Here is a 14,316-nt window from a genome sequence, read left to right on the forward strand (position 1 = left end):
GCGAACACCTCGCTCACGTCGCGGACGCGGCTCGCGGGCACGTCGTGTTCCTCCAGGACCGCGGTCGCCTCGGCGGTCGTCATGGACGCGAACGTCTCGCTCAGCTCGCGGTCGAGCTCCTCCCGGTGGCGGACGCGGCCCTCGTTGGTCTCGAACCGCTCGTCCGCGAGCAGGTCCGGGCGGTCGATCGCGCGGCACAGCGGCGGCCAGAACGGGTCCGACGAGCAGGCGACGACGACGCACCCGTCGCTCGTCTCGAACGCCTGATACGGGACGATGTTCGGGTGTTTGCTCCCCATCCGTCCCGGCGGCTCGCCGCTGGCGAAGTAGTTCGTCGCCATGTAGCTGGTCCAGGCGGCCTGCCCGTCCAGCAGGCTCACGTCGATCTTCTGGCCGCGGCCGTCGCCGAGTTCGCGCTCGAGGAGGGCCGCGAGGATCGCCTGCGTCGCGTACATCCCCGCGCCGACGTCGGCGAGCGCGACGCCGATCCGGACCGGCGGGCCGTCCTCGACGCCCGTGAACGACATGAACCCGCCCCGCGCCTGTATCATGATGTCGTAGGCGGGCTTGTCGCGGTCGGGGCCCCACTCGCCGTAGCCGGAAATGCCGCAGTAGATCAGCCCGGGGTTCTCGTCGACGAGGTCGCCGTAGTCGAGGCCCCACTCGGCGGTCTTACCGACCCGGAAGTTCTCGACGAGCACGTCGGCCTCGCGGGCGAGGTCCCGCGCGACCGCGCGCCCCGACTCGGTCGTCAGGTCCAACTGGATCGACCGCTTGTTCCGGTTAACGCTGACGTAGTAGGCGCTCTCTTCGCCCTCGCCCTCGCCGAACGCCGGCGGGACCCATGTCCGCGTCTGGTCGCCCTGTCCGGGCCGCTCGATCTTGAGCACTTCGGCGCCGAGGTCGCCGAGCTGCATGGTACAGAACGGGCCGACGAGCACGCGAGAGAGGTCCAGCACGGTGACGCCATCCAGCGGTCCGGTGTCGCCGTCGGGATCGCGCGCCTCACCGACCACGCGCGTTCACCCCCGCGGACCGTCGCCGAATTCGGTTCATGTGTCCCGGGTCAGTCCCGGGGGTACTGAGTGTTGCGGCGGCGTCGCGGACGGAAACCCGGGGCCGGCGAGGAGGCGGCGCCGGCGAACGGTTTCGTCAGGCCGGAAGCGTGTCGATGCCGTCGATCTCGACGTAGCCGTAGCCGCAGTCGGGACAGCGCCACTTCGTCTTCTCGCCGAGGTGAAGCGTCATCGCCGCGGTCCGGTAGAACGAACGAGACCCGCCGCAGTCGGGACAGTCCACGTCCTTTTCGAGCGCCATGTGCGCCGATCGATCCGGGCCGGTGTTGAACCTACTGATTCGGGCTCCGCCGGCCCTGTCACCACACCGGCGCGAGCAGTAGCGCGACCGTCGCCGAAATGAAGACGAGCTTGAGCGCGGTGTTGACGGCGATCACCTTCGTCCCGAACGAAGGCCCCCAGATCCCGTACTGGAACGGGATCGAGCGCCGGAACGTGGAAACGGCGAACGAGAGGATGCTCCCGATGAGCAGCGACGCGACCGCGGTCCGCGTCGTGAAGATCCCGGCCTCCGTCCCGGCGAGGGTCGCCGCGCCCGCGGTCGTGTCGAGCGTGAACACCGCGATGACCGGCACCGCGGCACCCGGCAGGCCCAGCACGCTCGTGATCGGCTCCGCCACGCTCGTCAGGGCCGCCACGTCGTAGGTCGTGACGAGCCAGATGACCAGCGTGTACACGACCGCGAGCCGCGGGACGATCCGCCGGAGGGTCCGCCACGACTTCCCGGCCGCGTCGCGCACGCGCTCCCGGTCGGTACGGTCGTCGTCCTCGGGCCCGGTCGCCTCGACGTCGGCGAGCGCGGCGCGGTCGACGTTCGACTCGGAGAGGAGGAACCCGCCCGCGACGACGCCGGTGACGGTGATCAAAAGCGCGATGCCGGCGCGCGCGCCGACGTAGACGGCGCCGGTGGTGACGCCGAGGATCGGGATCAACACCGGGACGTAGTAGGTGAACACGTGCTGGACGAAGCCGAAGAACGTGTTCATCGTCACCGCGACGAGCGTCGCGCGGTCGTCGAGCAGCCCCGACTCGCGGAACTCCGCGAGCGTCGCGTAGCCCGCGGTCGTCGACGCCGCGGTCGTGAGGATCGCCGTGCCGACCTCGTCCGGGAGGTTCGCCGGTCGGGTGAGCCACCCCGCGAGCCCGGCGACGTACCGGACCAGCCCGAACGCGACGGCGACGTTGGCGGCGAAGACGCCCCCCGCGATGAACGCCGTGATCCGGGCAAGTCGGGGGGCCACCTCCGCGAGCAGCGTCGAGAACTCGGCGGCGACCGATTGCACGAATCAGCGTACGCGAGGGGCGCTCAAATGGCCGTCGGAACGGGCGGGCGTTCCCGGAGGGTCGGAACGCGCGCCGCCGCGCGGGGCTTATGTCCCGCCGCGGAGAACGGCCCTCCGATGGCTCCCGCCGAGGATGACATCTCGATCGATGAAAAGCGCGTGTACGCGGGCAGCGCCGGCCGCACCGACGCCTACGTCGCGACGGGGACGGGGATCGTCCGCGTCTCGCTGTCGGCCGACAAGGTCGGCGCGTTCGACATGGTCGCCCGCGACCCCGCCCGCGATGTCACCGTCCTCGCTCGCGGCGGCGGCCCCGACCTCGCCGTCGCGGCCACGCCCGACGGGCTCTCGGTCGCCGCGGTCGGCGACGACCCGGCGTTCGAGTCGGTCGACGACGAGCCGGCGGTCGCGGTCGGCGCGGCGAGGGACCGTGACGACGCGCTCCTTGTCGCCCGCGAGGACGGGGCGATCGAGCGCATCAACGTCGGGGAGGGCGACGAGGCGACGGTCTCGTCGACGACGCGGATCGGAACCGTCACGGACCCGCGCGCGGTCGACGGCGGTCTCGTCGCTGGCGCGAAGGCGGTGTACCGGGTCGGTGAGCGCGGCATCACCGACGTCGGCCTCGACGACGCGCGCGACGTGGCCGGCGCCGGGATGCCGCTCGCGGCGACCGGTGCGGGGCTCTACTGGCTTGGCAACGGTTGGATGACGGCCCGGGAGGCGGTCGCGGAGGCGGTCGCGTCCGACGGCGACGGGCACGCGATGGCGGTCGTCGGCGGTGACCTGCTCGTTCACTCGGACGGGGCCGGCGAGTGGGGCGAGGAGACGTGGACGCCCGCGGACCTGCCCGTGGACGAGACGCCCGTCGCGCTCGGCTACGGCCCCGGCGTCTCGGTCGGGGTGACGGACGCGGGAACGCTCTGCGTCGACGCCGGCGACGGGTGGCGACACCAGGTGGTCGGCGTTCGCGACGTGGCGGGCGTGGCGCTCGCGGTCGTAGAATAGGCAGAGTACGTCGATGTTGACGGCTCGGTGGGAGCTCCCTCCAAATTCCCCGTCGGATTATAAACGGGATTCAGCAGGTCGGCGGTGAATACTCCCAAAGCCCCAGCCGCGAATCGGGCGCACGCTCGCTGTGGTCCTCAGTCGCTCGCTTCGCTCGCTCTCTGCGGTCCTTACTTCGCCTGCGCCCGATTCGCGGCTGCCCGTTTGAATCCCGCCCCGCACCGCACCTCACGCCTCCCCAGCCTCGTCGGTGGCTCTCCGCTTCGCTCCGACCCACCGACTCCCTCGCGCGGTGCTGTCTCGCGGTCGCCGATGGCGGCCGCTCGTCGGCACGCGCCAGCGCCTCGATAGTTTGTAAGTGGGGAATATTTTCGCTCACGGACGTTTCACGCGCTCGGCAGGTCGATCTCGTCCCCGTCGGCGTAGACCGTCGAGTCCCGGATGATCCCGTCGAGGTGGAGCGGCGCGTCCGTCTCGCCGCCGATCCCGACGTTGTCTCCGATCGCGATGTGGACGGTCCCGCCCGCCTTCTCGTCTAAGAGGACTGACCCGACGAGTTCCGCAACGCCGCCGTTGGTGCCGATGCCGAGCTCCGCGAGGTTGTACGCCGCGTCGCCGACCTCGTCGGCGGCGGCCTCGACGTCGGCGCGGATCGCGTCGTCGGCGATCTCGGTCACGAACCCGTCCTCCACCTCGAACGCCAGCTCCCGCCCGTCGTCGAGCAGGCCGTGGGGCATCATCGTCCCGTCGACGACGAAGGTCCCGGTCGCGCTCGCGGGCGCGACGAACACCTCGCCGGCGGGGAGGTTCGAGAAATCGCCCGGGTCGCGGACCATGCCGGTGTCGGCGAGCCACTCGCGGTCGCCGACCTCGAAGGTGATGTCCGTGCCGGCGGGCGCGGTGACGCGGACCTCGCTGGCGTCGCCGATCTGCCCCAGCACGTCGTCGCAGGCGGCCTCGATGGCGGCGTAGTCGGCGTCGAGCCCCGTCGTGAACACGTCCTCGGTGATCCCGGGCAGCGTCGCGCCGCGCGCGCCGGCGTCGCAGGCCGAGCCGCGGGCGCGGGTGTGGCTCAGGCTCTTCGTCGTCGGGGCCAGGAAGGCGTCGGCCTCCGCCATCGCGGCCGCGACCGGTGCCGGCGGCTCCGTCCCGTGCTGTTCGGTCGGGGGGTACCGGAGGAGCGTCGCGTCGTCGGTGACGGCGCTCGCGGCCGCGTACAGCGCCTCGCCGATCGGCTCGCGCTCGTCGTCGGTGACGACCGCGACCGATTCGTCGGGAGCGACGTTCAGACACTGTTCGACCGCGGTCGTCGCGGCGTCGGAGAGATCGGCTGCCATGCCAGCGTCTCCGTTCGGCCGGGCGTTAGGCCTTGTCATCGCTGAGTTTACTCTATTCCGTAATTGAATTATTTACGTCCGGTGCCGATCGGCGTCGAATTAACCGATCGATTACTCGTGGGGTAGTTAATTTCATTTCACCCACCTCGAAAAGATTATACCGATTCCCGAGCGAGGGGCAGATATGATACGCGTGGGCGTCAACGGCTACGGCACGATCGGGAAACGGGTCGCGGACGCCGTCGCGGCCCAGCCGGACATGACACTCGTCGGCGTGACGAAGGCGTCGCCCGACTACGGCGTCGAGGCCGCGGCGCGGCGCGGCTACGACCTGTACGCGGCGGTCGAGGACCGCGTCGAAGACTTCGCGGCCGCCGGCGTCGACCTGTCCGGGATCCTCGGCGACCTGCTCGACGCCGTCGACGTCGTCGTCGACTGCGCGCCCTCCGGCGTCGGCGAGCGCAACGCGCCCGTCTACGAGGCCCACGACACGCCGGCGATCTTCCAAGGCGGCGAGGACGCCGCCGTCGCCGAGGCCTCCTTCAACGCCCGCGGTCGGTTCGAGGCGGCCCGCGGCGCGGACGCGGTCCGCGTCGTCTCCTGTAACACGACCGCGCTCTCGCGGCTGCTCGCGCCGCTCGACGAGACCTACGGCGTCGAGAAGGCGCGCGTCACGCTCGTGCGCCGCGGCGGCGATCCGAGCGAGACGGACCGCGGCCCGATAAACGACATCGTTCCCGACCCCGCGGCGGTCCCCTCTCATCACGGTCCGGACGTGAACGAGATTCTTCCCGACCTGCCGGTCGACACCGCGGCGCTGAAGGCGCCGGTCACGGGGATGCACACCCACAGCGTCAACGTCACGCTGGAGAGCGACCCCGACTCGGGGGCCGTCCGCGACCTCCTCGCCGACGAGGACCGGATCTTCCTCGTGCCGGAGGCCGCGGGCATCGACGGCGCGGGCGCGCTGAAGGAGTACGCCGCCGACGCGGGGCGGCCCCGCGGCGACCTCTGGGAGAACTGCGTCTGGGAGGAGTCGATCAGCGTCACCGGGCGAGACCTGTACCTCTTCCAGAACGTCCACCAAGAGGCCGACGTGGTCCCGGAGAACGTCGACGCGATCCGCGCGATGACGACCGACGTCGACGCGGCCGAGTCGGTGGCGCGGACGAACGAGACGCTCGGCGTGGGTCTCGAAAGTCGGCTCGGGAACGACGGGCCGGCGCGCGCGGAACTGACGGCCGACGACTGACGCCGTAGTCGCGGTCTTTTCGGTCGCTACCGTCCGGAAGCCGCCGTCACTCGGTCGGTCGCGTGACGAGGAACGTCCGGCCGCCGCGGCGTTCGAGGTGGACCTCGCTCCCGTCGACGCGGTTCACGCGGACTCGGTCCGGGAGGCGGTCGGTTCGACAGTCGGTGATGTCCACGCGCGTGGGCGTCGCGTACCGGGGTCGGTCGGCGGTGACTGCGCTCATACACCTAGTTCGGCCCGGAACGCTCCTATAACCGAGCCATCCGCGGAGTGAAAGTGAAAGTGGACGATCCGCTGCCGCTCGCCGGTGATTCGGACAGTCGGGCTCGCCGCCGGCGGTCCGCTGTCGCCCCTCTCGGCGGTCCGCTGTCGCCCTACCGCCGGAGGCCGGTCGCCTCGTCGTCCTCGACGAACCGCACCGTGAAGTAGTCGTAGCCGCCGTAGGCAGCATCGAGCGCGCCCATCCACCAGTTCCACCGCTCCACCAGCGAGGAGTCGTCCGGCGCGTCCTCCATGTGTCCGATCACCCCCGTCACGGTCAGGCCGTGGCCGCGGTCCTCGGAGGGCCGTCCGGAGTCGACGAGGTCGCGGGCCGCCCGCGAGACGGCCCGCCGCTCGGCCTCGGTCCCGCCGAACTCGTCTTCGAGCGCGCGTTCCAGACGCTGTCTGTCCATGAACGAGTTTGGGTGCGCAGGTATATGAGTCGCGTGGTAGGGGGTGTCAGGTCCGGTGTCGCGACGGGGTTGCGTCGACTCCGCGGGCGACTCACAACCGCGCCGCGAGCGCGAGGAACAGCAGCGAGAACGGGGCCGTGAGCAGCGCCAGCGCCAGTCCGCCCGCTCCCTCGCCGGCCGCAACGGCCATGAGGAGGCCGACTACGAGCGAGGACGATCCCAGCGTCGCGAGGGTGAGCCGCTCCGGGACGCTCGCCCGGTCCGGCCCGTCGCTCTCCGCCAGCACCGCGCCGAGCGCGGACTCGACCGCGTCCGCCCGGTCGCGGGGGACGAACAGCCACGGCGTCGACCGGAACCACGCGTTCCCCCGGTACGCGAGCAGGAACACCGTCGTCCACGGGAGGTCGATCCGGCGCGTCCTGACGACCGCCCCGAGGTCGTCGCTCCGAGTCCGGTCGCGCGCCGGATACGTCCGCGCGATCGCCCGCTCGGCCGGGTCGAGCCGAACGGCGACCCCCGACGACTCGGCGACCGCCGGCACGAACCAGACGGCCCAGAACACCGGCCAGAGGGCCGGCAGGAAGTCAGTCGGCAGCGCCAGCGCCGCCGCGACGACCGCGCCGAGCCCGGCCAGCGTCCAGCCGGGCCGAAGCGTCTCTGCGGCCTCGCGCAGTCGGGCGACGGACGGCTCCCCGACCGAACTCTCGCGGTACACGGCGTACAGCACCGGCACGGTACCGAGCAGAAGCGCGAGCAAGAGCGCGACCCCGACGGCGATCGCCTCGGCCCCGACGCTCGGGACCGCGAGGTCGCCGGACGCGATACCCGCGATCCCCCCGGCGGCGACGGTGCCGAAGACGACGAGGACCGCGCCGGCGATTCCGACTGACACCCCGATCGCGAGCGAGCGCAGTCGCTCGTGGCGGACCGGCCCCCACTCGATCGGGTCGGGTTCGGCGACCGTCTCGGAGACGCTCCGGTCGCCGTGGGGGTCGGCCCGGACCTCCGCGGACTCCGTGCGGTCCATCGCCTCCTCGGAGGTGGAGGGCGTCCCGCGCTCGGAGGGCATACGAGCGCAGTTACCGCCGCGGTAATAAAAAGCGTGAGGCCGGCTTCCGGGTCGACTGACCGGCTACTGCTCCGACGCGGCGGCGTCCGCGTTCGGCTCGGCCGCGTCCGTCGCCGCCCCGGAGGGCTCCGCGGGCTCGACGTTGCCGAGCCGGAGCGCGTTCCCGGTGACGCCGAGGCTCATACCCATGTCGCCGACGACGACGGCCATCGCGACGCTCACGTAGCCGAGGGGAGCGCCCGCGGCGAGTAGCGCCTTCACGGCGAGGGAGGCCCCGATATTGGTTCGGATCGTCGAGCTCGCGCGCGAGGCGAGGTCGACGACGTACGGGAGCCTGGTCAGGTCGTCGGCCATCAGCGCCACGTCCGCGGTCTCGATGGCGGTGTCGGTGCCGGCGGCGCCCATCGCGACCCCCACGTCCGCCGCCGCGAGCGCCGGGGCGTCGTTGATCCCGTCCCCGACCATCGCGACGCCGCTGTCGGTCTCGGCGGCGAGCTCACGCACCGCCGCGACCTTCTCGTCGGGGAGCAGATCCGCGCGCACCTCGTCGATGCCGACGCGGTCGCCGGTCGCCCGCGCGGTCCGCTCGTTGTCGCCGGTGAGCATCGCGACCCGGTCCACGCCGAGTTCGTGGAGGCGGTCGACGACCCACGCCGCCTCCGGACGGACTGTGTCCGCGACCGCCACGACGCCCTCCAGTTCCGCCTCGGTCCCGACGAGGACGACCGTCTTCCCCTCGGCCTGAAGCCGCGGAATCGTCTCGCTCGCTAGGTCGAGGTACTGCCCGTGGTCGCAGGGCTCGGGCTCCGCGGCGGCGCTCGCCTCGCTCCCGCGCGCTCCGTCTCCGCCAGCGTCGTCGGCGTCGTCGCGCTCCCGAACCACCCCTCCGTCAGGGCGGACGTGGGCGTGGCTCAGGTCGAAACCGAGGTCCTCGAACAGCGAGGGCTTGCCGGCGTAGTGGGTCTCGCCGTCGATATCAGCGCGGACGCCTTCGCCCGTGAGCGTCTCGAAGTCGGTGACCTCGGTCTCGTCGCTGGACCCGGTACCGGCGGCCTCGGAACCGGCGGTGTCAGTGCCCCGCACCACTATCGCCTCCGCCACCGGGTGTTCGCTCCGTCGCTCGATGGCGGTCGCGCACGCGAGCACGTCGTCGGCCTCGCGGTCGCCGAGGGGGACCACGTCGGTCACCGACAGCTCGCCGCGCGTGAGCGTCCCGGTCTTGTCGAGCGCGACGACGTCGACGTCGCCGGCCGCCTCCAGGTGTTCGCCGCCCTTGATCAGGACGCCGTTCCGGGCGGCCGCGGTCACGCCGGAAACGACGCTGACGGGCGTCGAGATGACGAACGCGCAGGGGCACGCGACGACGAGCAGGGTGAGTCCGCGGACGAACCACGTCTCCGCGCCGCCGCCGACGAGGACGGGGCCGAGCGCGGCGGTCGCGACCGCGCCGACCACGACGATCGGGGTGTAGACGCCTGCGAAGCGGTCGACGAACCGCTCGGCGCGCGTCTCCTCGCCGTTGGCGGCCTCGACGAGGTCGACGACCCTCGCGATGGTCGACTCCTCGGCGGGCGCGGTGGCCTCAACCTCGAGGTAGCCGGCCTCGTTGATCGAGCCGGCGTACACCTCGTCGCCGGGCTCCTTCTCCGCCGGGACCGACTCGCCGGTGATCGGCGACTCGTCGACCGCGCCGGAGCCCTCGCGGACCACCCCGTCGAGCGGGACGCGCTCGCCGGGTCGCACCGCGAGCCGCTCGCCCGTCGCGACGGCCTCGGCGGGGACCGTCTCCTCCTCGCCGTCCCGGATCACGACCGCCTCGTCGGGGGACAGCTCCATCAGCTCGCGGAGGGAGGTGCGCGCCCGGTCGATCGAGTAGCGTTCGAGCAGCTCGGCGACCGAGAACAGCACCGCGAGCGTCGCCGCCTCGAACGGGAGGTCGACGAGCAGCGCGGCGACGACCCCGACGCTCATCAGCAGGTCGATGTCGAGGCTCACCCCCCGCAGCGAGTAGAACCCGTTCCGGAGGATCGGCGGCCCGGCGACCCCGACCGCCAGCAGGTACGCGACCGAGGCGCCCGTGACGGCCCACGGCCCGAGGAAGCCGACGCCGCCGATCGTCGCGAACGTCGGGTCGAGCCCGGGGAGCAGCCACTCGAGGGCGAGCCCGACCGCGAGGAAGGCCCCGCCGACCGCGGTGGCGATCGCGCGGGGGCTCGTGAACAGGCCGTCGGCGACGCCGTCGGACTCCGCATCCGCGACCGCGTACCCCGCGCCCTCGACGGCGGCCGTCAGCGCCTCCACGTCCGTCGCTTCCGGATCGTACGTGAGGACGACGACGCCCGTCGTGGGCCGAGTGTCGACCGAGCGGACGCCCTCCCGATCGAGCGCGCCCTCGACTTTCCCCGCGCACGACGAGCAGTCCATGTCCGGCACCGCGAGCCGGAGCTGCGCTCCCGTCGGCGCGCTCCCGTCCGACTCGTCGGGATCGGCTGTCGGGTTCGATTCGCTCATTAGCTGAACGTCGCTCCCGGAGCGTTATTAATCTAGCTACCACATAGAGGCATTATTTTATAAGAGATTAATAAAAATAGATTCGAAGTAAACAAATTCGACGAGGAAGTATTTACCTCCGAGCCGGCTACCCGCGGGTATGACAGACTGGCGCGCCGTCGGCTACGGCTTCGTCGTGATGCTGATCGCCGGGCTGCTGGCCACGCTCGTCCCCGTCGTGGGCCACGTCGGCGCGGGACTCATCGGCGGGTTCGTCGCCGGCTACGTCGCCGCCGGCGGGCTGCTCTCCGGCTTCTGGCACGGCCTGCTCGCGGGCTCGGTGAGTGGCGTGGCCGTCACGCTCCTGCTCGCCGCGTTCGGCGGCCTCGTCGGACTGGCCGGTGGCCCACTCGGAAGCCTGCTCGGTGGCGCGGGGGTCCTCGTCGTCGGACTGTTCCTGACGCTGCTGTTCGCGGTCGACTCGGCGCTTGCGGGTGCTATCGGCGGCGTCCTCGGATAGCGGGATCGGCTCGAAGCGGTCCGTCGCTGCGGGGCTCCGGTATCTTATTACAATAGAACCGCGGACGCGACGGGACCGGCCGCCCCGCGACCGGAATTCACGCGCTCTCGACGGCGTCGAGGACCGCCTCGTAGTCCGGCTCGTTGGTCGGGTCGTCGGCGACCCAGTCGAAGACGACCTCGCCGTCGTCGTCGATCACGAACACGGCGCGGTTCGCGATGCCGTGGAGGCCGAGTTCGGCGATGTCGATCTCGAGGTCGTACGCGCGGATCGCGTCGCCGGCCATGTCGCTCACGAGGTCGAACTCGATCCCGTGCTCCTCGCGGAACGCGCCCTGCGAGAACGGCGAGTCGGCGCTGATCCCGAAGAGAGTCGCGCCGGCCTCCGCGAAGGCGTCGGCGCGCTCTTGGAAGGCGATCATCTCGTTCGTACACGGCGGCGTGAACGCGCCGGGGAAGAACGCGAGCACGACCGGCCCGTCGCCGATCTCCTCGTCGAGGTCGAACGGCTCGTGATCGCTCGTGCCGACCGTCGCGGTGAACGCGGGTGCGTCGTCGCCTGTGGATACCATCGGCTCTCGATACGGCTGATTCACGCAAAAGCCTTGTCGCGACCTCGTTCGGTGCCGGTATTGGCCCGCTACCGTCTCGGGCCGAACCCGCACCGAGTCACTCGCGGTCGAGGTACTCCTGTTGGATGTCGACGATCTCGCCGGAGTCCTCGCAGTCGGCGTACCGGCGGAGCGGCTCCGCGTTGAGTTCGAGGAACGTCTCGCCCCACGTGAACTTCGACAGGGCGCGCTCGGCGCGGTCGCGCTCGCCGAGAATCACCAGCGCCGCGGCGAACGCCTCGACGGTGGTGAGCCGCATCGGACGGCCGAAGTTCACGGGGTTGGCGGCGACGAGGTAGGGCAGCGCGCGGTGCTCGCCGGGGAGCGAGAACATCTTCTCGCCCGCCGACTCCCATGAGCAGTCGAGCGCGACGAGCGCGGTCTCGGCGGCCCGCTCGGCGTCGACGGGCGAGAGCGCGCGCTCGGCGTGGGGGTTGAGGACGACCCCATACGGCGTGGCTCGGTCCGAGCGGTGGAGCTCGGCGAGGTCGAAGCGCGCGAGCTTCCGGGCCGTACACTTGTCGGGGTCGTCGTCGCCCTCGTACCGGACGTGGAGGTCCACACTTGGCGTTCGACGGAGTCGCGTATAAGCCGTACGGACGCCGTCGGCAGAAAAAATGCGGGTGGTCGACGCCCGCGCGCCGTCACGGGGCGCGGGTCTGCGTCACGATCGGTTCGCCGTCGTCGGCCTCTTCGGGGACGCGCGTCCGCGTCCCGATCGGAGCCGATTCGCCTTCGGTTGTCAGTTCCTTCATCGCGTTTTACAGTATTTACTCGGTGTGTAAAAAATTTTGGCTGAAATACCTATTATCCGCCCTTTGTCCTTATATAAACATGGTTTTTCGATATTATACCAACGAATGTTTTAGCAAATGCTATTTTTGTGCCTGATTTAACGCGCCAGTTATTCGCCAGTCCGCCGCGAATCGGACTCCGCCGCTTCGTCCCGATACCGTCAAACCGGCCCGGTACCGGCGGGGTTTTTCCTCGTCGCCGCGCAGGTGATCGTATGGAGCTGTTCGCGGTTCCGGACCTCCCGGAGATCCGGGAGGGAGACGACCTCGCGGCCATGATCGGCGAGCGCGTCGACCTCCGCGAGGACGACGTGGTCGTCGTCGCCAGCACGGTCGTCTCGAAGGCCGAGGGACGCGTCTTCGACCTCGACGACTTCCCGGCCGGCCCCCGGGCCCGCGAGGTCGCCGACCGGCTCGCCGAGATAGCGGACGAGGAGAAGGATCCGCGCTTCGCGCAGGCGGTCATCGAGGAGTCGACGGAGCTGGTCATGGAGGCGCCGTTCCTCCTCACCGCGACGCGCTTCGGGCACGTCGGCGTCAACGCCGGCATCGACCGCTCGAACGTCCCGGACGGCGACCTGCTGCTGCTCCCGGAGCGCCCCACCGAGAGCGCGGAGCGCATCCGCGACGGACTCGCGGCCGACCGCGTCGTCGTCAGCGACACCTCCGGTCGTCCCTTCCGGCACGGCCAGCGCGGGGTCGCGATCGGCTGGGCCGGGCTACCCGCCAGCCGCGACTGGCGCGGCGAACGCGACCGCGACGGCCGCGAGATGGGCGTCACCGTCCAGAACGTGATCGACGAGCTCGCCGCCGCCGCCAACCTCGTCGCCGGCGAGGGCGCGGGCGGCACCCCGGTCGTCGTCGTCCGGGACTGGGAGTTCGGCGACCACGACGGCTCGGACAATCACTTCCGCGAGGTCGAGGGCGACTTCGTCCGGCAGGCCCTGCGGGAGTGGACCTTTCAGGAGTAACCATGCTCGGAATCGAACTCACCCCAGAACACGAGCTGTCTCGCCTCGTCGACCTCGGCGTCCGCGCCGAGGAGGCCGGCTACGACGCCGTCTACTCGACGTGTCACTACAACAACCGCGACCCGTGGGCGTTTCTCTCGCGGCTCGCGGCCGCCACCGACTCGGTCCGGCTCGGTCCGGGGGTCGCCAACCCCTACGAGACCCACCCGGTGACGCTCGCGTCGAAGGTCGCGACCCTCGACGAGGCCTCCGAGGGGCGCGCCGTCTTCGGGCTCGGCCCGGGCGACCCCTCGACGCTCGCCAACCTCGGCCTCGAAGACGAGCGCGGGCTCCGCTCGGTGCTGGAGGCGTTCAAGACCGCACAGCGGCTCTGGGCCGGAGAGCGCGTCGACCACGAGGGCACCTTCGACGCCGCGGACGCCGGGCTCAACTACGAGCCGCCGCAGGGCGCGGACATCCCGGTCCACGTCGGCGGCGAGGGGCCGCACATGTGTCGGATGGCCGCGAAGCACGCCGACGGCCTCCTGTACAACGGCTCGCATCCGAAAGACCTCGCGTGGGCCCGCGAGCAGGTCGACGACGGCCTCGACGACAGGCCCGATAGCCGGGGCGAGTTCGACCTGATCGCCTACGCCGCGGTGTCGGTCGCCGAGGACGAGGCCGCCGCCCGCGAGGCTGCCCGGCCGCCGGTCGCGTTCATTGCCGCGGGCGCGGCCCCGCCCGTCCTGAAGCGCCACGGGATCGACCCCGACGCCGCGAGCGAGATCGGTGACCGCGTCTCGGCCGGCGAGTTCTCCGCCGCCTTCGAGCGCGTGACCCCCGAGATGGTCGACGCCTTCTGTATGGCGGGCACCCCCGAGACCGTCCGCGAGCGCGCCGCCGCCGTCGCCGAGCACGCCGACGGCCTCGTCGTCGGCTCGCCGCTCGGCCCGGACCTCGAGGCCGCCGTCGACCTCGCGGCCGAGGCGGTCGACGGGCTGTTCTGAGGTCCGTCGACTGGGTTCCCGAGGCGCGTCGACGGGGGCTGTTCCGGGCCGCGTCGACGAGGGCTGTTCCGGGCCGCGTCGGCGGCGCCCGCACTGCTTTCACGCACGCTGGCGGCGGATTCTCGCCCGCTGACAATCGAGAATCGCTGCTGATAACGCCGGCGGGAGGTTCATAACCCGTTCTCGTCGAGGGCGAAGTATGTCCACGACACGACAGCGCCGCCCGGGTGTCCGCGGGCGGTACGA

15 protein-coding genes are annotated in these 14,316 nt (G+C 71.2%); 5 read left to right on the plus strand and 10 right to left on the minus strand.

The annotated features are described in order from the left end of the window. The 3 genes from EXE52_RS09805 to EXE52_RS09810 all read right to left on the minus strand — a co-directional run. A partial coding sequence (locus tag EXE52_RS09805) for a CaiB/BaiF CoA-transferase family protein (protein WP_137703716.1) occupies window positions 1–1,016 on the minus strand: 1,016 nt, incomplete at its 3' end. A 136-nt stretch (window positions 1,017–1,152) separates the two neighbouring features. After that, complete coding sequence (locus EXE52_RS18500) at window positions 1,153–1,317, minus strand: hypothetical protein (protein ID WP_167373072.1); 165 nt, start codon at window positions 1,315–1,317, stop codon at window positions 1,153–1,155. Window positions 1,318–1,375: 58 nt separating this feature from the next. Then, entirely contained in the window at window positions 1,376–2,359 is a 984-nt protein-coding gene (locus EXE52_RS09810) for a nucleoside recognition protein (protein WP_049931560.1), read from the minus strand. A 117-nt stretch (window positions 2,360–2,476) separates the two neighbouring features. Between EXE52_RS09810 and EXE52_RS09815 the strand changes: the two genes are divergently transcribed. Beyond that, window positions 2,477–3,367 carry a hypothetical protein gene (locus tag EXE52_RS09815; protein WP_089308118.1) on the plus strand — a complete coding sequence of 297 codons (891 nt, stop codon included), beginning with the start codon at window positions 2,477–2,479 and terminating at the stop codon, window positions 3,365–3,367. 386 nt (window positions 3,368–3,753) lie between these two features. On the opposite strand, the gene EXE52_RS09820 is transcribed toward EXE52_RS09815, so the two are convergent. Continuing rightward, window positions 3,754–4,704 (minus strand): aminopeptidase, encoded by a 951-nt coding sequence (locus EXE52_RS09820; protein ID WP_089308117.1) that lies wholly within the window; start codon window positions 4,702–4,704, stop codon window positions 3,754–3,756. Between the two features lie 184 nt (window positions 4,705–4,888). Between EXE52_RS09820 and EXE52_RS09825 the strand changes: the two genes are divergently transcribed. Then, a complete protein-coding gene (locus tag EXE52_RS09825; RefSeq protein WP_049931557.1) occupies window positions 4,889–5,956 on the plus strand; it encodes a type II glyceraldehyde-3-phosphate dehydrogenase in 1,068 nt (355 codons plus the stop codon). Between the two features lie 46 nt (window positions 5,957–6,002). Here the strand turns inward: EXE52_RS09825 and EXE52_RS18505 are convergent, their stop codons facing one another. From EXE52_RS18505 to EXE52_RS09840, 4 genes are all read right to left on the minus strand, one after another. Next, window positions 6,003–6,179, minus strand: coding sequence for a hypothetical protein (locus EXE52_RS18505; protein WP_167373071.1), 177 nt, complete (start codon window positions 6,177–6,179; stop codon window positions 6,003–6,005). 151 nt (window positions 6,180–6,330) lie between these two features. Next, on the minus strand, window positions 6,331–6,630 hold the full coding sequence (locus EXE52_RS09830; protein ID WP_049931556.1) for a hypothetical protein: 300 nt from the start codon (window positions 6,628–6,630) through the stop codon (window positions 6,331–6,333). 91 nt (window positions 6,631–6,721) lie between these two features. After that, window positions 6,722–7,699: a hypothetical protein gene (locus EXE52_RS09835; protein ID WP_089308116.1), complete on the minus strand. Its 978-nt coding sequence runs from the start codon at window positions 7,697–7,699 to the stop codon at window positions 6,722–6,724. A gap of 63 nt (window positions 7,700–7,762) precedes the next feature. Further along, window positions 7,763–10,210, minus strand: coding sequence for a cation-translocating P-type ATPase (locus tag EXE52_RS09840; protein ID WP_089308115.1), 2,448 nt, complete (start codon window positions 10,208–10,210; stop codon window positions 7,763–7,765). A 139-nt stretch (window positions 10,211–10,349) separates the two neighbouring features. Between EXE52_RS09840 and EXE52_RS09845 the strand changes: the two genes are divergently transcribed. Further along, on the plus strand, window positions 10,350–10,709 hold the full coding sequence (locus EXE52_RS09845; RefSeq protein WP_049931553.1) for a DUF5518 domain-containing protein: 360 nt from the start codon (window positions 10,350–10,352) through the stop codon (window positions 10,707–10,709). 97 nt (window positions 10,710–10,806) lie between these two features. Here EXE52_RS09845 and EXE52_RS09850 read toward each other — a convergent pair whose 3' ends face one another. Then, window positions 10,807–11,280 carry a redoxin domain-containing protein gene (locus EXE52_RS09850; RefSeq protein ID WP_086216983.1) on the minus strand — a complete coding sequence of 158 codons (474 nt, stop codon included), beginning with the start codon at window positions 11,278–11,280 and terminating at the stop codon, window positions 10,807–10,809. Window positions 11,281–11,377: 97 nt separating this feature from the next. Further along, a complete protein-coding gene (locus EXE52_RS09855; RefSeq protein WP_086216982.1) occupies window positions 11,378–11,881 on the minus strand; it encodes a DUF367 family protein in 504 nt (167 codons plus the stop codon). Between the two features lie 447 nt (window positions 11,882–12,328). Between EXE52_RS09855 and EXE52_RS09860 the strand changes: the two genes are divergently transcribed. Both EXE52_RS09860 and EXE52_RS09865 read left to right on the plus strand, forming a co-directional pair. Then, window positions 12,329–13,084: a coenzyme F420-0:L-glutamate ligase gene (locus EXE52_RS09860; protein WP_049931550.1), complete on the plus strand. Its 756-nt coding sequence runs from the start codon at window positions 12,329–12,331 to the stop codon at window positions 13,082–13,084. 2 nt (window positions 13,085–13,086) lie between these two features. Continuing rightward, on the plus strand, window positions 13,087–14,070 hold the full coding sequence (locus EXE52_RS09865) for a 5,10-methylenetetrahydromethanopterin reductase (protein WP_049931549.1): 984 nt from the start codon (window positions 13,087–13,089) through the stop codon (window positions 14,068–14,070). Window positions 14,071–14,316: the final 246 nt, after the last annotated feature.

Source organism: Halorubrum sp. CGM4_25_10-8A, from assembly GCF_005435025.1.
Classification (GTDB): domain Archaea; phylum Halobacteriota; class Halobacteria; order Halobacteriales; family Haloferacaceae; genus Halorubrum; species Halorubrum ezzemoulense.

Excerpts from the sequence above, each read along its gene's own strand:
- EXE52_RS18500 (WP_167373072.1), bottom strand. The coding sequence starts at position 1,317 with ATGGCGCTCGAAAAGGACGTGGACTGTCCCGACTGCGGCGGGTCTCGT.
- EXE52_RS09815 (WP_089308118.1), top strand. The coding sequence starts at position 2,477 with ATGGCTCCCGCCGAGGATGACATCTCGATCGATGAAAAGCGCGTGTAC.
- EXE52_RS09820 (WP_089308117.1), bottom strand. The coding sequence starts at position 4,704 with ATGGCAGCCGATCTCTCCGACGCCGCGACGACCGCGGTCGAACAGTGT.
- EXE52_RS09825 (WP_049931557.1), top strand. The coding sequence starts at position 4,889 with ATGATACGCGTGGGCGTCAACGGCTACGGCACGATCGGGAAACGGGTC.
- EXE52_RS18505 (WP_167373071.1), bottom strand. The coding sequence starts at position 6,179 with ATGAGCGCAGTCACCGCCGACCGACCCCGGTACGCGACGCCCACGCGC.
- EXE52_RS09830 (WP_049931556.1), bottom strand. The coding sequence starts at position 6,630 with ATGGACAGACAGCGTCTGGAACGCGCGCTCGAAGACGAGTTCGGCGGG.
- EXE52_RS09835 (WP_089308116.1), bottom strand. The coding sequence starts at position 7,699 with ATGCCCTCCGAGCGCGGGACGCCCTCCACCTCCGAGGAGGCGATGGAC.
- EXE52_RS09840 (WP_089308115.1), bottom strand. The coding sequence starts at position 10,210 with ATGAGCGAATCGAACCCGACAGCCGATCCCGACGAGTCGGACGGGAGC.
- EXE52_RS09845 (WP_049931553.1), top strand. The coding sequence starts at position 10,350 with ATGACAGACTGGCGCGCCGTCGGCTACGGCTTCGTCGTGATGCTGATC.
- EXE52_RS09850 (WP_086216983.1), bottom strand. The coding sequence starts at position 11,280 with ATGGTATCCACAGGCGACGACGCACCCGCGTTCACCGCGACGGTCGGC.
- EXE52_RS09860 (WP_049931550.1), top strand. The coding sequence starts at position 12,329 with ATGGAGCTGTTCGCGGTTCCGGACCTCCCGGAGATCCGGGAGGGAGAC.
- EXE52_RS09865 (WP_049931549.1), top strand. The coding sequence starts at position 13,087 with ATGCTCGGAATCGAACTCACCCCAGAACACGAGCTGTCTCGCCTCGTC.